General features: G+C 66.7%; 25 protein-coding genes and 1 pseudogene. 13 read left to right on the top strand and 13 right to left on the bottom strand.

The genetic code is table 11. The features are described from left to right. Nucleotides 1–129: 129 nt before the first annotated feature. The 13 genes and pseudogenes from CK206_RS19955 to CK206_RS20840 all read right to left on the bottom strand — a co-directional run. Nucleotides 130–750, bottom strand: a complete 621-nt coding sequence (locus CK206_RS19955) for a hypothetical protein (protein WP_063972668.1) — start codon at nucleotides 748–750, stop codon at nucleotides 130–132. Between the two features lie 145 nt (nucleotides 751–895). After that, nucleotides 896–1,396: a hypothetical protein gene (locus CK206_RS19800; RefSeq protein ID WP_132064159.1), complete on the bottom strand. Its 501-nt coding sequence runs from the start codon at nucleotides 1,394–1,396 to the stop codon at nucleotides 896–898. A gap of 128 nt (nucleotides 1,397–1,524) precedes the next feature. Next, the gene (locus tag CK206_RS18640; RefSeq protein ID WP_069390389.1) at nucleotides 1,525–1,842 is read right to left on the bottom strand and encodes a hypothetical protein; all 318 of its coding nucleotides are present in this window, start codon (nucleotides 1,840–1,842) and stop codon (nucleotides 1,525–1,527) included. A gap of 6 nt (nucleotides 1,843–1,848) precedes the next feature. Next, nucleotides 1,849–2,652 carry a ParA family protein gene (locus CK206_RS18635; protein WP_096907597.1) on the bottom strand — a complete coding sequence of 268 codons (804 nt, stop codon included), beginning with the start codon at nucleotides 2,650–2,652 and terminating at the stop codon, nucleotides 1,849–1,851. 78 nt (nucleotides 2,653–2,730) lie between these two features. Beyond that, complete coding sequence (locus CK206_RS18630) at nucleotides 2,731–3,174, bottom strand: hypothetical protein (RefSeq protein ID WP_063972672.1); 444 nt, start codon at nucleotides 3,172–3,174, stop codon at nucleotides 2,731–2,733. 363 nt (nucleotides 3,175–3,537) lie between these two features. Next, on the bottom strand, nucleotides 3,538–3,888 hold the full coding sequence (locus tag CK206_RS19795; RefSeq protein WP_063972546.1) for a hypothetical protein: 351 nt from the start codon (nucleotides 3,886–3,888) through the stop codon (nucleotides 3,538–3,540). Nucleotides 3,889–4,070: 182 nt separating this feature from the next. Beyond that, the gene (gene fabG, locus CK206_RS18620) at nucleotides 4,071–4,781 is read right to left on the bottom strand and encodes a 3-oxoacyl-ACP reductase FabG (protein ID WP_063972547.1); all 711 of its coding nucleotides are present in this window, start codon (nucleotides 4,779–4,781) and stop codon (nucleotides 4,071–4,073) included. Next, nucleotides 4,778–5,431, bottom strand: coding sequence for a class I SAM-dependent methyltransferase (locus tag CK206_RS18615; RefSeq protein WP_096907595.1), 654 nt, complete (start codon nucleotides 5,429–5,431; stop codon nucleotides 4,778–4,780). Before CK206_RS18615 ends, fabG begins: the two co-directional genes overlap by 4 nt. After that, nucleotides 5,428–6,264: a hypothetical protein gene (locus tag CK206_RS18610; RefSeq protein ID WP_096907594.1), complete on the bottom strand. Its 837-nt coding sequence runs from the start codon at nucleotides 6,262–6,264 to the stop codon at nucleotides 5,428–5,430. Before CK206_RS18610 ends, CK206_RS18615 begins: the two co-directional genes overlap by 4 nt. A gap of 154 nt (nucleotides 6,265–6,418) precedes the next feature. Continuing rightward, nucleotides 6,419–7,582, bottom strand: a complete 1,164-nt coding sequence (locus tag CK206_RS19790) for a hypothetical protein (protein ID WP_143337791.1) — start codon at nucleotides 7,580–7,582, stop codon at nucleotides 6,419–6,421. 258 nt (nucleotides 7,583–7,840) lie between these two features. After that, complete coding sequence (locus CK206_RS19785; RefSeq protein ID WP_132064161.1) at nucleotides 7,841–8,053, bottom strand: hypothetical protein; 213 nt, start codon at nucleotides 8,051–8,053, stop codon at nucleotides 7,841–7,843. Between the two features lie 94 nt (nucleotides 8,054–8,147). Beyond that, entirely contained in the window at nucleotides 8,148–8,354 is a 207-nt protein-coding gene (locus tag CK206_RS20555; RefSeq protein ID WP_253695567.1) for a helix-turn-helix transcriptional regulator, read from the bottom strand. Between the two features lie 51 nt (nucleotides 8,355–8,405). Continuing rightward, a pseudogene (locus tag CK206_RS20840) lies at nucleotides 8,406–8,543 on the bottom strand (helix-turn-helix domain-containing protein); the annotation flags it as partial. A gap of 829 nt (nucleotides 8,544–9,372) precedes the next feature. On the opposite strand from CK206_RS20840, the gene CK206_RS19780 reads away from it, so the two are divergent. The 13 genes from CK206_RS19780 (at nucleotide 9,373) to CK206_RS18530 (ending at nucleotide 20,427) form a co-directional block, all read left to right on the top strand. Beyond that, entirely contained in the window at nucleotides 9,373–9,624 is a 252-nt protein-coding gene (locus CK206_RS19780; protein WP_143337790.1) for a hypothetical protein, read from the top strand. A 46-nt stretch (nucleotides 9,625–9,670) separates the two neighbouring features. Further along, on the top strand, nucleotides 9,671–10,000 hold the full coding sequence (locus tag CK206_RS18585; protein WP_096907590.1) for a hypothetical protein: 330 nt from the start codon (nucleotides 9,671–9,673) through the stop codon (nucleotides 9,998–10,000). 40 nt (nucleotides 10,001–10,040) lie between these two features. Beyond that, nucleotides 10,041–10,781, top strand: coding sequence for a hypothetical protein (locus CK206_RS18580; RefSeq protein WP_143337789.1), 741 nt, complete (start codon nucleotides 10,041–10,043; stop codon nucleotides 10,779–10,781). A 176-nt stretch (nucleotides 10,782–10,957) separates the two neighbouring features. Beyond that, nucleotides 10,958–12,457 carry a cutinase family protein gene (locus CK206_RS18575; RefSeq protein WP_159981235.1) on the top strand — a complete coding sequence of 500 codons (1,500 nt, stop codon included), beginning with the start codon at nucleotides 10,958–10,960 and terminating at the stop codon, nucleotides 12,455–12,457. Between the two features lie 32 nt (nucleotides 12,458–12,489). Further along, nucleotides 12,490–13,131 carry a DUF6668 family protein gene (locus CK206_RS18570; protein ID WP_143337788.1) on the top strand — a complete coding sequence of 214 codons (642 nt, stop codon included), beginning with the start codon at nucleotides 12,490–12,492 and terminating at the stop codon, nucleotides 13,129–13,131. Nucleotides 13,132–13,173: 42 nt separating this feature from the next. Then, nucleotides 13,174–13,473, top strand: a complete 300-nt coding sequence (locus CK206_RS18565) for a hypothetical protein (RefSeq protein ID WP_063935013.1) — start codon at nucleotides 13,174–13,176, stop codon at nucleotides 13,471–13,473. A gap of 5 nt (nucleotides 13,474–13,478) precedes the next feature. After that, nucleotides 13,479–13,775, top strand: coding sequence for a hypothetical protein (locus tag CK206_RS18560; RefSeq protein WP_132064165.1), 297 nt, complete (start codon nucleotides 13,479–13,481; stop codon nucleotides 13,773–13,775). A 21-nt stretch (nucleotides 13,776–13,796) separates the two neighbouring features. After that, nucleotides 13,797–14,423: a hypothetical protein gene (locus tag CK206_RS18555; RefSeq protein WP_063972559.1), complete on the top strand. Its 627-nt coding sequence runs from the start codon at nucleotides 13,797–13,799 to the stop codon at nucleotides 14,421–14,423. Then, nucleotides 14,420–15,241, top strand: a complete 822-nt coding sequence (locus tag CK206_RS19775; protein WP_132064166.1) for a hypothetical protein — start codon at nucleotides 14,420–14,422, stop codon at nucleotides 15,239–15,241. Before CK206_RS18555 ends, CK206_RS19775 begins: the two co-directional genes overlap by 4 nt. Further along, nucleotides 15,238–16,902: a hypothetical protein gene (locus CK206_RS18545; protein WP_143337787.1), complete on the top strand. Its 1,665-nt coding sequence runs from the start codon at nucleotides 15,238–15,240 to the stop codon at nucleotides 16,900–16,902. Before CK206_RS19775 ends, CK206_RS18545 begins: the two co-directional genes overlap by 4 nt. Before the next feature lie 17 nt (nucleotides 16,903–16,919). Then, on the top strand, nucleotides 16,920–18,416 hold the full coding sequence (locus CK206_RS18540) for an SCO6880 family protein (RefSeq protein WP_082923841.1): 1,497 nt from the start codon (nucleotides 16,920–16,922) through the stop codon (nucleotides 18,414–18,416). Next, nucleotides 18,416–20,188 (top strand): ATP/GTP-binding protein, encoded by a 1,773-nt coding sequence (locus tag CK206_RS18535; RefSeq protein WP_067715234.1) that lies wholly within the window; start codon nucleotides 18,416–18,418, stop codon nucleotides 20,186–20,188. The genes CK206_RS18540 and CK206_RS18535 overlap by 1 nt, the downstream gene beginning before the upstream one ends. After that, on the top strand, nucleotides 20,185–20,427 hold the full coding sequence (locus tag CK206_RS18530; protein ID WP_063935020.1) for a transposase: 243 nt from the start codon (nucleotides 20,185–20,187) through the stop codon (nucleotides 20,425–20,427). The genes CK206_RS18535 and CK206_RS18530 overlap by 4 nt, the downstream gene beginning before the upstream one ends.

Raw genomic sequence — 20,427 nt, 5'->3', positions numbered from 1 at the left:
CGCCGCCGGCTAATGCCAGGCTGGCCGGCTCTGCTGCCACCTCCGATTGACGCACGGGCGCCGGCAGAGGTTCGGAGTGGACGTTGATCGTTGCCGGGTCGACCGGCGCCGCTCCGGTGTCGTCGAAGACTAGGTCGAGTTGTTCTGGCTCAGTCCTCTTGCTTCGGACAGGACGCTTTCGCGTCGCTCCAGCTCCCGTTCGACGAGGTCCGTAAACAGTGCTCTGAGTGGATCGTTCGGCGTCTCCGGTATTGGTTGCCCGTCCTCGTAGCGTGTCTGCATCAAATAGGCCGCCATCACTCGGAAGCGGATCGTCTGCTCCGGCCAGACGTCCTCCGTCTGCACGTCGATCTCGGGACTCGGGTCGCCCACCACGTCGGTGTGCGTCCGCCACCGATCCGGGCTGGTCCGCCAGCTCTGGTCCTCGAAGGTCTCCTGGTCCTCCTCTTCGGCTGCCAGTTCCACCTCTTCCCCCAGTTCCTGCCACAGGATCGTTTCCTCGGCCTGTGCTCGTGCCCGGTTGCCGATCTGCACGGTCTCTATGTAGGGCGGGAAGTTCCCCTGATTGTCCGCCCGGAACTGAGCGATCCCCATGCTCCTGAGCCGTTCGGTCTCGTCTCCGATCATCTCCGCCAGCCTCTCGGCCTCCGCCTGAATCGCGGCCTCCAGCGCTTCTGGAGTCGGGTACTCCCGGTCCCGTCCGAGCTCCTCCCATGCCGCCTGAACGGCTCTGCGCGTCATCTCTGACATGGTTGTCTCCTTCGGGGGCGTCGTCGCCAAAGCTGAATAGGTCCGGTTGTTCTGACAACGGTGCCTCCACGATCGGCTGCGGTATCGCTTCACCCTACGACCCCGGAAATGCCTGTTGTGGGACGTGCACCGTGATGATTCCTTCTCATCCATGAGCTCTGCCTCCCTGCCCGATTCCGCCAGTTCGCCCCAGGCTGTCTTCAACGTCGAGGGCTAGATCTGCCCAGTCGAGATCCGGCTCAAGTGCGTCGCCGATGAGCTCGCCGACCTCGCGCACGGCCGAGGCGACTGATAGACCTGATTGCGCGGCGACAGCTCCGACGGCAGCCGCGATGAGCCCCACGCAGTCCGGTCGTCGACCCCGCGATGCCAGGACCGCCAGCAGTCGGCGGTACTCCCCCACGTCAGGCCGAGCCAGCCCAGCGCTCCTCGCCGACGCGAGCTCGAACCCGAGCGCTCGCCCGGATAGCGCTGCCATCATGTGCAGCTCAGGTTCCGGCACCTCCGAGTAGGTGGACACCAGAACTGCCTCCGCCCTGCGATGCGCACCGACGAACACGCGGCGCCGTGGATCAGCAGCCACGTGGCGGATGTGCGCGGCGAGATTGGACTTCATCTCATTGGTGGCAAAGACTCGAGTTGGCATGGTCTCGGTTATACGCCACGGATAGGCCTAGTTCTAGGCCTACTTTTCGTCGCCAAAAGAAAGTGCCCCTTGTGGCACAAGGGGCACTTGTTCGAATGGTGGCGCATGTGGCACTTGCGCAGCGCGTTCTATCTCTCCAGCCTGTCGAGCTTTTCGTCGATCGCCTCACGAATGAGATCGGCGATGGCGTCGTAGTCACGAGCATTGGAAGCCCACACGTCCTTAAGCCTCTCGTGACGCTCCTTTCCCAGGACCACCGACACCTGGCCGGTGCGGTCCCAGCCCTTCTTCTTGCCGGCCCCCCGCTTCTGTGGGCTGGCGGCCTCGACCGAGGCGACCTCGGCGACCGGCGCTGGAGCCTCATGCGGAACGGAGCTCAGGTCACTGAACACCGATCGCTTCCTGCGGTTCGGGGGCTTTGGGCCCTCCGGCAACTTGTCCGCCATGGTCGATCAGTCCTTTCCCGTGATGGTCGTGAGCATGTCGTCGAAGAACCGGGCGACCTCGACCGCGCGAATTTCGGTGAGCTCGTCGAATCCGTACCCGGCAGCGTTCGCTCGTTGGATGAAGGTGAGTCTGGGAAGCGGGCGGCCAAGGACTGAAATCTCCGCGTCGCGGGCATACTCCTCGATCTCAGACACGAAGGCCTCTTCGGTCTTGACGTTGGTTCGGTGCCCGTTGATGACGATGCCAGCGATGTCGATTTCGCGGCCAAGCACGCGTCCGAGCTGCTCGTTGGCGGTGTCGATCGTGTTGACGATGCGCCCGACGCCTACGAATCCGGCCGACGACGGGTCGGTGACGATGATGACCGAGTCCACAGCCGCGAACGCATTGGTCAAGGTCAGCCCGAGCGCTGCGGGGCAGTCGATCACGACGAGGTCGTAGGCGTCGTCCGGGAGCTGACTGAGGGCCTTGTGCAGCGTCAGTTCGCGCATCATCGCCCCGGTCAGCGTCATCTCTACTGCGACGTAGTCGTCCAAGCCCGAGGGCACGAGGTCGATGCCATCTCGTCGGGTCGGAACGACCGCCTCGTCGACGCGCACGTTCGTCGACGGATCCATGACGTCGGCGATGGTGACGTCGAACCACTCGTCCGCGTTGCGGGCGGTGAGCTGCTGGGTCAGGTTGCCCTGGGAATCCAGGTCGATACCCAGCGCCTTCTTTCCGCGGGCAGCGGCGGCGTGCAACAAAGACTGCGCGACGGAGGTCTTTCCGACTCCGCCCTTCTGGTTCGCTACTGCAACGATTTTCATGCTTCCTCCCTCTAGTGACCCTAGTGCAACTAGTGGCGCGTGCGGTGCACGCGCCACTAGTTGATTTTGCGTGTCGCTCTAGTCGCGTCGTGCGCTGTCGAGGACGATGCGCCCGGGCAGTGCGATCGCCGCCCATTCGATCGTTTCGGTGTCCACTTCGAGGCCGAGCTCACGCAGAGCGTTGCGCAGTCCTCCGGTCGAGAACTCGCGGACATGGAAGGGGCCGTCCTCGATGCTGCTGTCGGCAAAGTGGTTGAAGTACTCGATGCGGACCGAACCCGGGCCGGTGACCTCCGGGGTCGCCACCGCTCGCACCTCTTCGTCGCCGTGGATGATGCCTTCAACCACGCAGCGGTGGGCGTCGTCCTTCCCGGCAGCCTTGAACAGTCGGGCAAAAACCAGTACCTCACGTGCAGTCAGGTGGGAGGTCAGGGCGTGCAGCACCTCAGCGTCGGCGAGCAGGGACGCGACCTCGGACAGCGCTAGCCCGAGGGCGGCGAGACTGGTGGGTGAATCACCCATGGTGTCCTCCTGGGGTTTCCGGGGGCGGTGTTGCCCTCTCGGTATGCCTCCATAGTAGCACTAGTGTCACTAGTGCCACAAGGGGTTTAGCGGGTTTGGCCTGGGTTTTTCCGGTCGCCGGGACCGGCGGTGACCTCCACGCATGGTGCCCCTTTCCCTGATACCGGCCCGATTGGTGTGGAGCGGACGGGGTCAAGAGAGGGCACGGCGGCGGAGCCGGGAAGGTCCGGGCGATATAAGCGAGCGCAGCGAGCGCGTCCGGGGCTTGTCGGTGGAGCCGGCGCACCCGAAGGGTGCCGACCTTGACGCCGGCAGCGGAGCACCAAGACTGGCGGGAGCAGGGAAAGGGACCCCACCAGCTAGCTACTCCACCCGGCGGGCAAAGGGCTGTGTCGCATGGCCAACGTCGATGCCGTAGACCACCAGGGTGGACGCTCCGTCTTTATCTCCCTGGACCCGGATCGCGTCCTCGGCGTAGACCAAGAGGTCGTCGCCGACCGTGAACCTCGCCTGGATTGCCGTGGACCACTGAAACAGCTTCGAGTCAACGAACTGCACTTCGTATCGAGTGGGGGAGTGGCGCGCCCCCGGTTGGCCACCGTGCTGCGGGCGCGAGTGATCGTCCACGACCCGCAGGGTCGTTAGTTGGGTGGATCCGCGCTTGGTCGTGATTGTGGTGGTGTGCAGGTGAATGAGAGAACCGCGAACGATCATCGTTGAACCCTAACGTCTCGACTTGAACACACGCGGCACACGCGGCACAAGTGGCACTCGTGCCACTTGTGCCGCTAGAGCCGCACGCTCTTTGAGGCTGTGACGGTCCGGATGTGTTCAGCCCCGTGGGCTGAGCCTGGCCGGGTCAGCATCTGGGGGAGGGGCTGGAAACGCTCGGCACTTCAGTGCCCCATACCCACTCCGCCGTCGACGTTGAGCACGTTGCCGGTGATGTAGCTGGAATCCTCGGAGGCCAGGAATGCGACGGCGGAGGCGATCTCCTCGGGTCGGGCGAACCGGGCGAGCGGGATCATCGAGGTACCGATTTCCTTGGCTTTGTCGTCCATCGCGTCGGACATATCGGTCTCGGTGAATCCGGGGGCCACGACGTTCGAGGTGATGCCCTTGATGCCGAGCTCTCGGGCGAAGGATCGGGCCATACCGATGACGCCGGCCTTGGAGGCGGTGTAGTTGACCTGGCCGGGGACGCCCGACATTCCGGATGCGGATCCGATGAAGATGATCCGGCCGTACTTCTGCTTGAGCATGTTGCGCGTCGCTCGTTTAGCGATGCGGAACGCGCCGGCCAGGTTGGTGTTGACGACGTCGAGGAACTGCTCTTCCTTCATCCGCATCACCAGTGTGTCCTTGGTGATGCCGGCGTTGGCCACGACCACGGAGACCGGGCCGAAGGTCTGCTCGGCGTAGGTGAACGCGGCATCGACGGACTCGGGGTCGGTGACGTCGCACTCGACGCCGTGGATGCCTTCGCCGACGCCGCTGCCCCGGTGGGTGCCGACGACCGTGAAGCCGTCGCGGGCGAGTCGGGCGGCGATAGCCGCGCCGATGCCTCGGTTGGCGCCGGTGACCAGGGCTACGCGTGCGTCGGTCATGTGTGATCCTCCTGGGGTCGTCGTGCAGAGAACAGCGCGACTTGGCCGACCCGCCGGGTGCTGACCTCGGCGTAGCCGCGGAGCGCGTTCTCCAGCTCGTCCATGGTGTCGTCGGCGTTACCGAACACGCCGAGCTTGTTGTACGTGCTATTCAACGCTCGAGCTGCGAGCGTCGCGGTCTCGGGATCGGGGATGAGGGTGGAGCCGAAAATGGTCCCGCCAGGCCGGAGGTGGCCGCGAAGCTGGGAGAGGCGGTCCCACTTCTCGTGACTGGGGATGCAGTGAAGCAGGAAGTTCAGACCGATCGAGTCGAAGCTGTGCTCACGGGGCAGCGGGTCGAAAAAGGACTGCTGGAGGGAGGCGACGGATCTGCCGTGGCCAACTCTGACGGACGCGGCGGCGAGGCAGGAGGCGTTGAGGTCGAGCAGGGTGAGCGAGGGGGAGTCGATGCGCTCGAGGAAGTAGCCGGTCCCGGGGCCGACATCGAGGTGGCTACGGCCGGCGTGACTGCGGTAGTGCTCGACCATCGTCGCTGTCGGGCATCGCCAGATCAGCCGATTAGTCAGCCCGAGGACGCCCGCATCGTAGAGCCTGAGAGTGACGGGGTTGTAGATACCTCCGCTGGCGCCGCGATCGCGTGCTTCGCTCATGCAGTTCCTCTTCTACGCAGCATTACAGTGGCCGCCCCGCCGTCCATGTCTGCGATCGGGACCACACTGGCATCGAACTCGATGCCATCTAACTCGACGGGGAAGACGCCGGTTTCATACAGGTCATACTCGGTGACGAGGCGGCACAGTGCCTCGTAGCTCAGCGGGGCGTCTGCACCGACACTGGTGACGGCGCTTCGCGCCAGGCGGTTGACCAGCGCAAGCGTGATGGAGGCGAACTCGACGAGCGGCCCGAGGAGGTCCGGAGGTTCCTGCGTGCGCTCGGCGAGGACGACGCTGGTGCCGATGATCCGTCGCTGCTCACCCTCGACGCGGAGCCGGCCTCCGCTGAACATGTGCAGCGGGGCAGCGTCCGGCAGGTTGAGAGTCCACTCGTATCCGACCCACGTGTTGTCCGGGTCGAGCACCGCCGCTTTGTAGCGCGTGACAAGGGTGGCGGCGTCGGCCGGGGTCAGAAATCGCCACAGATCTTGAATCGGCCGCTGTTCGCCGGCGACACGGCCGTCTGCCATGAGGGAGACGTCGTCGCCGGCAGTGACGGTGGTGAGATCGGCCAGGTCCATGACCCACGAGTTGAGCACGCAGCGCTCACCCGGCGGGGTGGGGTGGAGCCAGACGGCGATTCCGGTCGGACCGCACTCGGGGTGTTCGACCAGGTGGTAGTCAGCGTGCAGGCCGGGAGTCGAGCATGTTCGGGTGCGGGCGTAGTCCGTGAGCAGCCTCAGACCGTCACGGTCGAGGTCGAGCAGGCTGCTCTTGACGGCCCGGCGGAGCGTGCGCTGGCAGGGGACTCCACCGATGGAGTGAACCATCAGGTCTCCATCGCCTCTGTCTGCGAGATCGAAGACGATCCATCTCGGATCAAGCCTCACGTGAAGCCTCCTGACGTGGTCAATGACGGGCACAGCCTATGGTTTCGAGCTCAATCTCGGGCGATCAACTTCCCCCGATCACCACCCTCGGGCGCTACCTGGCGAGGCCGAAGCGGTCGTTCTCCGCCGACCTGCGCTGCCGTCGTCTCAGGATTGAGCGAATGGCGTCCATGTGGCGTGACACCTGCTCGGGAGTAGCTGCGCGTTCTTCGGCTGCGGCGGCGGCCTCGGCCCGTCGGCGCTGCTCTTCGAGGGCTTGCTGTCGGTGCTGCTCGGCCACCTCGCTGGGTGAGGGGCCGGCGAGCACGTCCTGGAGCCGGGAGAGGCGATGCCGCAGGAAACCGGCCGGATTCTTGATCGTGGAGGGCCAGTCCCGCGGGTTCTTCCGCGCATCCTCGTTGAGGATCGTCACCAGATCACGCCCTGTCCAGCGAGTGCAATCCACGAGCTCGTCGATGACGTCGACCAGTGACCCGAGGTGACGCCCGTTGTCGAGGCTCTTTGCTGCGGCGACGAGCTGGGCGGTGACGATGTGTGCCTGGCGAGGTCGCTCTCGCCCCTGGAGTCTTGGTGAGCGCCCGGAGGGCGCCGTCGCGCGCTTGCGCGCGTGTGTGGGGGAACGCTTCTTACGGGGAGTTTTACTCCCCGTAGAACCGCTACGCGGTAGAGACGATTTTGTGTACAACCTGCGGGGAGTCGTCAGCGCCCATGTGGATGCAGCTCGGATCTGAACTCCGTCGTGGTGCACGGCTGCCTGAAACCGTTCCTCGGCGGTGAGGTACCGCCCCCGCGCGACCTCGACCGCGAGTTCCAGCGCCGCCAGGACGGCCCGAGCTTTCAGGACAACATCGTGGCAGTACGGACGAGCGCGACCCGCCAGCTCAGCGGCGACCCGGCCGATAGTGGCGTTGGAAGCGGTGACGCCGCGCCCGGTGCTGGAGTCTGCAAAGTGAGCGCACGCCCGAGCTACGAGCAGTACGGTCCGCGAGGACACGCCCCACTTCCGGCACAGCTGCCGGCCTGGAGCGCACGCCAACACCGCCGCGGCGGCCGTGAGCCACTTGGTGCGGCTCTGCCATACCAAGGCTGGCTGTCGGCCGTCGAGTGCCCAGGAGTGGCCGCGTTGGCCGCGCAGCGTGTTTTCTTTCTCGGCATCCACGATCCGCTGGCGGATCACGTCGCCGAGGTTGGGTTCTTGCGTGTTATCGAGGTCTATTGGCGCACCCTGCGACTCGCCCAGCATTGACATGCTGGACACCGCATTTGGGTGTGCGCTACCCTCGGAGCTGTCTCGCACGACAGTTCCTTCCATTGGGAGGGAGCGCAGATCAGAAGCAGGTTTGGTCGCCTGTCCTGATCTCAAACTTCAAGGACGTCACCCGATTCCCGCCGGGTGGCGTTCTTTTTTGTTTGTGAACGCTCCGCTGTGCAGTTGTCACGCAGGTAGTCGGTGGTCAGTCGATACCCGCGTCAGTGCATGGTGAGAGGCGTCCTCCTGTTCAGTCGTGGTCGGTTCTTAACCGGCTTGGAGCAGCTCCTGCTGCCCGCCCCGGTGGTCTTTGGGTACGGCTTCGTACGCTTCGACGCCCAGTCGGACGATCTCTTCGACAACCTGCCAGCGTTTGGGGTTGCCGGATTCCCGCCAGAGGCGCTGCACGTCGGCGAACAACTTCTCGTCGATGAGCGCATTGAGTTGAGTGCGGCCTTCAGTGGTACGAGGAGGTGCCATGGGGATATTGCTATCACGGGTGTAGTTTCAGGTGTGTTATTTCCTAGGCGGGGCGGCGTGTCGGGCCGGTAATACTTAACGATACAGATGCGCGCTATTGGGTGGAACCCTTGAGCGTGTCGTTGGCGCGCTGCCATGCGTCGCGCACGGCCTCCCGGGGCTCCCCATAGAGGTCGGCCAGGCTGGCGCACAGCGCCTCGGACAGTGGCGAGCCCCCCTGCTCGATGGTGGAGAAGGCGCTTTGGCTGAGGCCAACGCGCTCGGCGACCTCGGACTGATTGAGCGCTGCGTGCACGCGCATGTCCGAGAGGGTTTCGCGGCCCGGGAGTACGCCGGTGAGGTCTCGAACGTTCAGCTCGAGGACTTGGGCTAGCGCGGCGAGTTTCGCTGGGGCTGGTGCCGTGCGGCCGGCTAGCCAGTTGCGCACGGTCGAGGGGTTGACGCCTACGCGAGCGGCGACCTGGAGGCCCGTGAGGCCGTGTCGGAGCATCGCTCCGCGAGCCACGGAAGGGCTGACATAGCCGGGCCTGCGAGCCACGCAACCTCCTGCATCTGGCGTGCAACTCGCATCATCATCGCAGTCCATTTCGGCCCCCTCAGCCCTTGCGCCGGTATAACTTAACGCTATAGCCTAGCGTTGCAGACCCGCTAGACAAGCTGGTCTATCAACTAAGTAGAGGCTCACCGGAATCGAGAGGGAAGCCCTTGAGCAAGCACCCAGCGTTCGCATACCGTGCCTTCTGCGCCCGTACCGCCGGTACGGCTCCGCACCGGTTGATTCTGTCCCGGTGCGATGAAGCGCAATCCCCACCACACGCGTGTGCTCTGCCGACTGTCGGCGCCCCCCTGGTCACGGGGCGCTGCCCCCTGCCGAGCGCCGCCCTCAGTGATCCGAGGATGCGATGAGCCATACCCAGGGAGACCTCCGTTCGGCCGTTCGCGGAGCAGCCATCGGCGCCTGTACAGCGCTGATCGCGTTCGCCGGCGTGTACGCGGCGTCGGCCGCGACACAGTCAGGAATCGAGGAGGCGACTGCGCCCGCAGCTCGACCCTCGAGCACGCAGGCAGGCGTGGACGTGGCCCAGAAGCCCAGCGCTTCCCAGCGGTCCGCGAAGGCCGCTCAGGCGACCCCATCTCGGACGGCTACGCAGCGTCCTGCCCAGGTCAAGCAGGCGGGCGTGGCCAAGGCGGTCCAGCCAGCCCGTGAGGTGAAGAGGGAGGATAGGCGCGACGAGCCCCAAAAGGCGGCCTCTGAGGTCGAAACCGCTCCGGCGCCGCAAGCTCCCACGCAGCAGGTCCGCTCTCCGCAGCCTGCGCCGGTGCAGCAGGCCCCGTCGTACCCGGTGCAGCAGGCCCCGTCGTACCCGGTGCAGCAGGCCCCGTCGTACCCGGTGCAGCAGGCCCCGTCGTACCCGGTGCAGCAGGCGCCGGTTCGACAGGCTCCCGCTCCGGCACCCGCTCCGGCACCCGCTCCGGCACCCGCGCCGCAGGGGATCACGATCGACCTCGGTGGCCGCGCGCCCGTCGTGCCGCAGGCCCCGATCCCCCCGAAGCAACTTCACATCGGCTGACGACCGCCCGGTCGCCGGTCCCACCCGTAGAGAAAGAGGAACAACCATGCTCACCGCCGCTTCTGCCATCTCCGGCGCGATCATCGCCGCGCTAGCGACCCTTGGCCCGATCGCTGCCCCCGTCATTGGAGCGGCCACCGCCGCCGGTCCGATTGCCACCGCTGGTACCGCGATCGCCGGGCTGGCCGGCACCGGAAGCGCCGCCGGTGGTGCTGCCTCGCTCGGTGCCGGTGGGGCCGCGGTCAACGCCAACCCGCACGCGGCGATGGGCGTCCAGAACGGCATCAACGACTCGATCAACCAGGCCAAGGACCACGTCGCCGGGTCGATCAACAGCCTGAACATCCCGGGCGTGCCCCCGGTCCACTTCAACTGATCCGACGCACTGATCGCAGCACCGATCGAGGGGAGTGGACATGAGCCGCGACGACGATCTGCCCGAGTGGTTCTCAGAGTCGTCAAATTCTGCTGACGACCGCGGTGAACCCTGCCACTTGGAAGCCGTGGCCGGAGGCCCGGAGTCCGACTGCGACTGGTTCGACCAGGTCGAGGCCACCCCTTCGGCTGGCGAAACCCCGCCGGCGCGAGATAGCGGCCGGAAGCGGACCAAGCTCCTGTTCGGCGGCACGGTCGCGGCGGTACTGCTAGCGATCGGTGGCGGTGCCTGGATGCTGTCGTCGCTCCTGTCTGGCTCCGAGACGTCGGCCTCCCCGACGTTGACGCTCCCCACGACGGCGACCACCGCACCACCGAGCGTCGAGCCGGTGGTGGCCGATTCGGAGTGCGAGTCCTCCGACTCGGCCACCACAGTGACGGGCAACGGCAAGGGCGACCGAGAGTCCGCCGCCGGCGTGGTCCTGGCCTTCCAGCACGCCTACTACGTCGCCAGAGACGCCGACGCCATCAAGCCACTGCTGGCGAAGGATTCACCGATCACCAATCTCGATGCTCTCCAGGAGGGCATCGACTCAGTGGCTCGGGGAACAACGCACTGCCTGCATATCGAGCGCGACGGCGACGACGCCGTGGTCGAGCTGACCGAGACCGCTCCGGACGGCAGCGCAACGACCTACTACCAGCGCGTGACGACCACCCGTGAAAACGGGGAGGTCCGGATCGTGTCGATCGAAGAGAACTCTGAAGGAGCCAGCGAATGAAGCCGGGGAACGTGGCAAGGATCGGCGCTGTACTCACGGCATCATCGTTGGCAGTGGTGGCCCAAGCAGGAGGGGTCCAGGCGCAAACCACGGCGAGCGCTACACCCTCCGCCACCACGGCTCGACCGTTGACCTCAACCGCTACGGTCCCGACCTCGGCTCGAGGAACCTCGGAGGTGGCGCTGCCCGAGGGCGATGAGTGCCCGCTGGTGCAGCTCGTGGCGATCAACGGCACGACGGAGTCAACGAAAAACTCCAAGACCGACGCGGACACGGGATGGATGGCTCGCGTGGTGAGTCCCACCGTCAGAGCGGCCAACGCCGATGGCCAGGCGCGTATGAGCCGCACCTACGTGCCGTACCCGGCATCCTTCGGAGGCTTCGTCCCCTCAGAGGACCAGTCGAGTTATGCCGAGAGCGTCACCGTCGGCATAGAGAACGGGCGAAAGCTCATCGCCGAGACGGTCGAGCGATGCCCGGAGACCAAGATCTTCGTCTCCGGCTACAGCCAGGGCGCCCAGGTCGCCTCGGCGCTGGCTCGAGAAATCGGCGCCGGCGCCGGGCCGGTCACTCCCGAGCAGTTCGCCGGTGCGGCACTGATGAGCGATCCCACCCGCGCTCAGGGCGCCCCGATCTTCCAGGAGGGCTCGTCCCGGACGACTCCGGGGGCGGTGCCGGGCACGGAAGGCGCCGCGGTGTCAGCGATCAGCGTGGGTGAAGGTGCCCCTCGGCCGGAGGGGCGCGGCATCTCCCCGAACACGTCCGCCCCGGATTTTGGTGCGGTGGCCGATCGAGTCGCCTCGTTCTGTGTCCCCGGGGACCTGGCGTGCGACACCCCGCCCGACTCCGATCTGTTCCAGGTCGTAGCCAACATCGCGGGACAGAGCGAGACCGGGGGAGACCCGATCCGTGCGCTGGTCAACGTCGCCACCGTGGCGGGGCAGTCGGTGCTGTTCACGGCCGCAGAGACCATCGCCGAAGACGTGGAGTACTCCGACGGAAGTGGTTTCACCATCGCCCCGGCCAGCCGAGGCAACACCACGCTGTCGCGGATGGCGCGCTACTCCGATCCGACCCAGGTGAAGAACCCGACCGACCCAACCGCACTGCTGGTGGAAGCCGGGACCAAGCTGGCCGGGATGGCGCTCGGAGCGTCGATCACCGTGGCGAAGAAGACCCTGACGCCGGAGAACATCGCGCAGATCGCGGTGGCCGGCGCAGCGAGCCCGGCAGCGGCGGCAGCGGTGCTGGTGGGCCAGCTCGCGGTTGCGGCGTCTGAGGTCATTACTCCCGCAACCGTGGACTCCGGTCTGCAGCGGGTGATCGGCGAGATCGAGCACACGGTGTCGGATACGACGGGCCTGGTCGACCTGGCGACCCAGACCCAGACCTGGAACGCGATCGACGCCCACGGCATGTACGACCGCACCCCGTTTACGGCATCAGGGCAGTCCCCGGCGGCGATCACCCAGCAGTGGGCGCTGGCCGCGGCCAACGACCTCGCCGTTGCCCGGGGGATGGAGCCGGTCAGCGAGATCAGCCACTCCACGGATGCCGACCGCATGTCCCTGATCCGGTCGGGAGCCGGGGACGACCAGCTGTCCAAGCTCCCGGCGACGTCGCAGACCGCCGACATCGCCGGACTCTCCGAGGCCCTGGCCTCGGTGACCGCGTGACGCCCGCAAGGGACAAGACGAAGGAGGCGAGCATGACCAGCGCCCACAAACTCCCGCACCCGACATCTAAGGCTGTTCCCGGGTGGCTGGCGGTGCCAGCCGAAGGAGATCGCGCACCGGTGTGGGACACACCCGTTCCTCGCCCCGCCGACAGCCGGACCCCGGTGATCTGGTTGCTCGGCGCCCACGGAGGGGCCGGGGTGTCGACCTTGGAATCCATGTGGGCGCCGGCCGCAGACAGTCAGCGAGGCTGGCCGTCCGCCGAGAAAGCGCCGTTCGTCGTCGTCGTCGCACGAATGCACACGGTCGGCCTCAATGCAGCGCACCGGCTGTGCCTTCAGCACCAGGCAGGAGAGGTCGGTGGCTGCTCGCTGCTGGGTCTGGTCACCGTCGCCGCAGCCCCCGGCAAACCGGACCTGACACTGTCCCGCCGCCGCGAGCTCGTCGCCGCCGCTGCCGGGACGAGCTGGCACATCGACTGGGTTCCCGAACTGCTGGCCTGCGAGCCAACCGAACTGGCGCAGTGGACCCCGGACTACACGCCGCCGCCAGCAAAGCGATTCGCCCGTCCGTTAGCGCCCACCGACGCGGTCCCGGGATCGGTCGCTGCCGCTGCCGCGGAGATCTTCGCCGCGGCAGGCGAGCAGTGGCGCAACCGCCCTGGCAAGCCCTAACTCCAACTTCAACCGCATCACTTCACCACAAGGAGCACCACCATGATTGTCGAGACGATTCACGCCGCCGCCCCGGTGGCCGAGCACATTATCGCCGTCGGCGAGAACCTGTCCCCGATGGAGATCCCCGGGGCTGGCGACAAGGTCGACACCGCACTGTCGTACGCGATGTGGGGCTGCATCGCCGTCGGGATCTTGGGCGTGATGTTCACGGGGGCATATTTCGTCATGGCGCGGGCAGCGGGGCGGGGTGACGAGGTCCAAGGTCGAGTTATTGGAATCATCGGCGGTTGCTTGACGATCATGCTGGCCGGCCCCATCGTCAACGCCCTGGTCTCCTAACCGCCGTGCTCACCGACGTGGTGACCGTGCTGGCGCAGGACCCGGCGGTAGTACTACCTCCGACCAGCCCTGTCGCCCCGCCACCCGAGGCGATGACCCGGTTCACCCAGGCGGTCGGCTGGGTCAAGTGGGGAGCCACCGCCGTCGTGGTCGCCGGCGTTATGGCGATCGGGGCTCTCCTGACGGTCGACAACCGACTGATCGACCAGTACGGCCCCTCGATCCAGGCCATCGCCATCAAGGTCGTCCTCGGTTGCCTGGTCGTCGCCACTGCTGGCCACTTCGCCGACGTATTCATCTAGAAGGAGTCCCTGTTGTCCAAGATGCGACGCGTTCTCACCGCTGCGGCGGTGGCGCTGCTGCTGACGGCGAACACCGCCTGCTCAAATGATGAGCAGACCGAGCAGCCGCCAGTTGTGGACACCGCTTCTGCCCCGGCGGATCTGATGTGGCGGAACGTAGCCGGACTCAAGGTGCCGACCTCCCGCGCCGACGGGCCGGCGCGAACGTCTCCGCCCCAGGGGTACAGCCATACCCCGCAAGGCGCGGCTCTGGCGGCGGCGAACGGGCAAGCAGCCCTTGCCACGGCGCCCGACTCCACGTGGCCCGAAGTGGTGCGCACGGTCACCGCTCCCGGCCCCGGCCGGGACCAGTGGGCGCAAGCCCGCGTGCTGATGAGCGTGTCGGGCGCCGTCGATCCGTCGGTGGCCGCCACCTTCACTGGGTTCAAGGTCACCGACTACTCGCCTGAGAAGGCGATTGTCTTGCTGGCTACATCGACACCGCCTGCGCCGGGAGAACAGGAGCCCCTGCTGACGGCCTACCCGGTGCAGTTGGCGTGGACAGGAGCGGACTGGAAGCTCGTGCTTCCCACACAGGAAGACGACATCGACGCCTCCGAGATTCAGACGCTCGAGGGCTTCACCACCTGGGAGGCAGAAGCAAAGTGAACAAGCGCCCCTGGACCATTGCCGCGGCTCTCCTAGCGGCGGCCATCATCACCCTCGTCATTGTCGTCGCCTCGCTCACCAGAAACCCTTCGGAAGACACGACTGCGACAGCTGCCCCCGAACCGCCGCCGGCAGCGTCTCTGCAAAGCTCACCACCCGATCAGACCGGCGAGTTAGTACCCGACGCAATGGGCAGGCGGGTACTCGATGTCGGCCAGGTCCCCGGCAAGCCATTGGCGCAAACGGAATCGCCGGGCGACTTTCCTGCGGGAACTGAGCCGGTAGGCCCTCCGGCGGGCTTAGAACTGCAGCGAGTGGCCCGAGGCGTAACGATCGGCGTCTCGACAAGTGACGGACCTACCGGAATCGAGGACGGCGTCCTCACAGGGTTTGCACGCTCGCCCCAGGGCGCTGGCCTGCTCGCGATGACACATCGAGCGCGGGTGATCGCGGCAGGACCGGAGTACACGGCCTTCCTCAAGTACTACTTCCCGGACGCCTTCGCGCAGCTGTCCCCGACGATGATCAACGAGATCGAAGCCAAGGACGAGTCGAAGATGCGGGACTACATGTCCACGGGGTATTTGGCGCCCTCGTGGTTCAAAGTTCGCGCCTGCGACGAAAACTTCTGCACTGTCGAAACCGCTGATGTTCCGCTGAAGGAAGCACTAGGAGCTGTTCCCGAAGAGGCGCAGGGCGCCGACCGGCATTCAGTCACTCGAGTCTCGATGGCGTGGCGCGGGGATCACTGGGTGATCGTCAAGACAGATGCCTACAACGTTGAAGCTCTCGATGACTCGTGGGTGAGGTGGCTATGACACGCCATCGTCCGACCGACATTGCATTAAAGATCCGCCGATGCGTGGCCATTTTAGTCGCGTCCTTCACAGCGATCGTTGCCTTCGGCGGCCCTGCAACAGCGCAGGATCTACCTGAGTCGCAGAACAGCTTTCAAGAGCTCTATCACGAGTGCCGTGAATTCATCGACACGGACCCGTTCACCGGCGAGGACGGCGGCGCTCGTGACCATGAAGCCAGCAATTTCCTTGACGGTGCCCTGAATCAGCTCGGAAACACCGTGGCCAGCGGCACGTGTAACGCAATCAGCGCGGTACGCCACCCAGGCGACGCTTTGGAGGCTGCTGCTTCAACCGCCGCCTCGGCGTTCTGGGGCGATCCGATCGGAGACTTCGTCAAGTCCCTCCTGGAGGGAAATGCTCAGGCGTTGTCGCTGATCATGACAATGTGGATTAAGGAGTCACCCTTCTCGAACGAGGACCTCGAGCAGTCGGTGGCGGACGTTGAATCCCCCTCCACTGCACCAGATTTCCGGTCGTCGGTGGCAGGAGTGTTCAACCTGACGCTGTGGGCGCAGGTACTGCTGTTCGTGGTGTCGCTGATCATCGCGGGGGCACGGATGGCGGTCGCCCGAAACCGCGGATTGGGTGATGGGTTCGAGGACGTCGGACAGCTCGTCTTCAACTTCATCCTCGCCGGGGCCGCGCTTCCGGCGGTGATCATGTCGCTGCACATGGCCACCGACCTGGTCTCGGTTCAGTGGCTCACCGACGGTCTGGGCGGGGATCCAGAGGCCAAGATCAACGCGGTCGCGCTCATCGACGAGAAGACCGGACTCGGACCGGCAGCGGTGTTGATCATGGTGGTGTTCGCGCTGCTGGGCGCTCTGGCGCAGATGGTGGCGCTAGTGATCCGCGAGGGCCTTCTGGTGGTGGTGGTGGGTCTGCTGCCGCTGGCGGCAGCGTCGTTCGCGCTGAGCACCGGCAAGCAGGCCTTCAAGTCGATGATCGGGTTCGTCGTCGCGGCGCTGCTGTTCAAGCCGGTGGCAACCCTGCTGTACCTGGTGGCGTTCTGGCTCAGCTCGGGAACAGAACAGCCGTCGATGATGGAGGCGGTCTCCTCGATGCTGCTGCTGGCCGCCGCCGGCCTCGTACTGCCCGCGCTGATGCGCGTCGTCGCCCCGGCGGTGTCTGCCTCGGTGTCCGGTGGCAGCGCCGCAGGCATCGGCGCCGCCGCTGCCGGAGCCACGGGCGCTGTCGCCGGTGCCGCCGGCGCTGCGCTGGGCAACGCCCAGCAGAGCCTTGGCGGTGGAACGTCGTCGTCCGGCTCGGGAGGCCAGAGTGCCGCGAACGGGGCGGCCTATCTCGGCCCGCACTCCTCGGGAGGCTCGTCGTCACCGCCGGCGGCCGGCTCTTCGGGTCCGACTCCGTCGGCACCTTCGGGGGGCGGCGCACCAGCTGGAGGCAAGAGCTCCTCGGGCACGGGCCCCAGCTCGTCGGGCCGTGTCGGCGGGGCAGTGGCGAGTGCGGCCCGCGGCGCCGGCACCGTAGCGGGCTTCGCTGCCGCCGGCGTGGGCGCGGTGGCGACGGCAGCTCAGACAACGGCTCGAGCGACACAGACGACCGAGCAGATGATCGACGGTGCGCTGGCAGCTCACCCAACACCCCACCACTACCGCTGACGGCAAGGAGATCGCTGGTGTCTGCATCAGGTGAGCAGGCGGACCTTCGGCTCTACACGCTGGGTGAGAAGTCGCAGCGCACCGGCATGTTCGGCCTGCCGCTGCGGGCCACGATCATCGCCGGGATCGCCTTCATCGTGGCGATGTTGGTGCTGATGCAGGGCGGACTAGGCGCGGGAGCGCTCATTGCGGTGCTGGCGGTGGCGTACCTGGCCCCGGCAGTACTGCGTATCGGTAATCGAACTCTCTACGAGGTGGCTCAAATGCGTTGGCAATTCTGGCGGGCACAGGCCGCTGGCTCCACGGTGTACCGGTCCGGGCCTAACTCGCGGGTACCTGGCGGCCGATACCGGCTGCCCGGTGCCCTGGCCAAGACCGAGCTGCACGTCGGCCGCGACGTGGCCGGCAACGATTTCGCGCTCATCCGCGACCGTGCGCTCAACCAGTACACCGTCCTGTTGGACGCGGCCTCACGTGGCCAGGAGCCGCTGACGGTGGCCGACCGCAACGACATGACCGCCGAGTGGGGCGCCTGGCTCGCCGAGCTGTCGCTCAACGACGACGTCGTGGCGGCCACCGTGACCGTCGAGTCGTACCCGACGACCGGGCAGGACCTCATCGCCGCGGTGAAGGACTCGGTCAGCGAGTCCACCCCGGAGATCGCCCGCCGCATCCAGGCGGAGTCGGCGGTGGAGTTTGCTCGCGGCAAGCTCGTCACGCGGTCGTGGATCGCGGTCACCTTCAAGGCCGCCACCGCGATGCAGCGCAAGGACCCCGAGGCGATGGCCACCGATCTGGGTTTCCGGCTGCCCGGGCTGTACCAGCGGCTCGAGTACGCGGGAGTGTCTGCCACACCGATGAACCCGGAGGACGCGATCGGGCTGGCGTTGCGTTGCTACCGCCCCGACCTGGAGGAGACCATCAACAGCGCTCGCCTGTCTGGCGAGCCGCTCGGAGTGGACTGGGACGACGCCGGCCCGGCCGAGGCTGTGGCGAAGTGGAATCACTACCGCCACGAAGACTGGGTGTCCCGCTCGTTCGAGATGGCCGCCCCGCCGGCCGCCGCGTTCCCGGACCACGTCCTGCGGCCCCTGTTGGAGCCGAAGTCAGACATTCCCCGCAAGCGCGTGACGCTGATCTACCGCCCGATCGCCGCCGGTGACGGGGTGAGGCAGGTCGAGAAGGAGCACACCGACGCGGTCAACGCTGCGAACAAGACCCGCTCGATCGGCAAGGCCTCTGCCGGCCTGCGCCTGGAGCGCACCGAGGCCGCGCGGCAGGCGCTGGCCCGAGGCGGCCAGCTCGGCGAGTACTCGCTGCTGGTGACGCTCACTCTGCGCGATCCTGAGCTGCTCGACCAGGGCTCGGCGATCATCGGCCAGCTCGGCAACCGGTCTCAGCTTCGGCTGCACGCTACCAACGGCCAGCAGGATGCGGCGTTCGCCGCCGGGCTGGGTCTGGGCGTGTTGCTCGATCAGAAGTCCACGATTTCCTCGTTTGCGAAGGCGGAGTGATGGCCAGGCGCACCAAGACCCCCGTCGGGCCGGCAGAGCTGGAAGAGCTGCACGCCCGTATCACCGCAGGCGATCAGCTCCCTCCCTGGCCGCACACACGAACCGGCCGTGCGTACAAGCGGTGGTGCGACGAGCACCCCGAGCGGGCCGAGCAGGCGCGCACCGCTCGCCAGGCACCGCAGCTCCGCTACGGAAAGCCCCGGTTCACTAATCGCTACGCCTCCCTCGACGGCCGCGGCTTCAAGGGCGCGTTCTCGGGGCGGATGGCAGTGGTCTCCGCCCCGGCCGCCACCCAGACCTCCACCAACTACGGCTGTGGTTTCAACCCGTGGGTGGTCGGGGCGACCGCCCCGGCGGTCGGCGTCCCTCTGGGGGTTCACGCACAGACCGGCCAGGACGTTTCCGGCGACGTGTTGTCGTGGTTCCGGGCCGGCATCATCGGCAACCCGTCGGCGTTCGTGCTCTCCTTGCCCGGGCTGGGCAAGTCCACGATCATCCGCAAGCAGTTCATCGGCGCGGTCGCCCAGGGCCATGTGCCGATCGTGGCCGGGGACATTAAAGGCGAGTACGTGGCGGTGACCGATGCGATGGTCACCCCGGCCGGAAAGCGCGGGCAGGTGATCCGTCTCGGACATGGGCACGGGCACCTGAACCCGCTGGCCGCCGGCGCTCTGGGCGAGGCGATCCCGGTGATGCAGGCCCATCTGGACGAGCTCCGCGCCCGGGGCGAGGACAGCACACGCCTTGCCGAGGCCATCACCGAAACCGAGGAGTCAGTGCACTCGCGGCAGGTCACGATGGTCGTGGCACTGGCCGAGCTGATCCGCGGTCGGCCGCTGGCTGACTTCGAGGGTCTGGTCATCTCCACCTCGTTGCGGGAGATGCGCCAGGGCGGCAGGTTCTCCTTCGCCTCACCGCCGCTACTGCGAGACCTGATCGACTACATCCGATCCGGAAACGCCGACCTGCGGCGAGCGCTGTTCGTCGCCGACGAAACGGAGTACCGGCGCACGGTCCGGACCCTCGTCCAGACGCTGGAGTCGCTGACCGACGGCGTCATGGGCCAGGTGTTCGCCGAGCACACCACCACCAAGATCGACCTCGACGCCCCGGCGATCTGCATCGACGTCTCGGCGATCGCTCGAGGAGACCAGTCGCTCAAGGCGGGCGTGCTCCTGGCCTGCTGGTCCGATGCCTATGGAGCGATGGAGGCCGCGCACGTGCTGGCCGACTGCGGTCTGGCGCCGCAGCGCTACTTCCTGGCGATTCTCGATGAGATGTGGGCGACCCTGGGCGCCGGGGCGGGGATGGTGCAGCGCGTCGACGAGCTCACGCGCCTGAACCGCACCGACGGCACCGGATTGCTGATGATCACCCACACGGGCCGAGACCTGGAGACGCTGCCCAACGAGGTCGACGTCAAGACCGCGATGGGCTTCATCGAGCGGGCCGGCATGGTCATCTGCGGCGGTCTTCCCGCCGGCGAGCTGGAGCGGCTCAAGGGCGTTCTCCAGTTCACCGATGCTGAGGCAGCGATGATCACCGCCTGGTCCAAGGGCGCGCCGATCGAGCGCACCGAAGCCCGCGAGCGTAAGAAGCCACCCCTGGGGCGAGGCAAGTTCATGCTCAAGTCGTCCAAGGACGGCACCGCCGGGATCCCGGTGCAGGTTCTGCTGACCGCGACCGAGCGGGAGACCAACATCCACGACACGAACGTGCGCTTTCGCGAGCTGCTCGATGGCGTGCCCTCCGGGCAGGCGGTGTCGGCATGAGCTCAACTGCGTACGACGCCGATTTCCGCGACCAGGTGGTCGCGCGGCTGGCAGAGCTCGAGCCCCAGTTCCCCTCGACCTCAGCCGCCGCCGAGGTCGTCGCCCGCGAGTTCGGCATCAGCCGCGACTCGGTGCGCCGCTGGTCGGTCGCCGCGGGGACGTGGCAGGCCCACAACTCGTCCACCCTGCGGGCGCTGCAAGCCGAGAACGCGGCCCTTCGAGCGCAGCTAGGGCTGTAG

The organism is Dietzia sp. WMMA184 (genome assembly GCF_002441635.1).
GTDB classification, from domain to species: domain Bacteria; phylum Actinomycetota; class Actinomycetes; order Mycobacteriales; family Mycobacteriaceae; genus Dietzia; species Dietzia kunjamensis.
The sequence above is the reverse complement of the archived record's forward strand: the minus strand, read 5'-3'. Positions and strand labels throughout refer to the sequence as shown.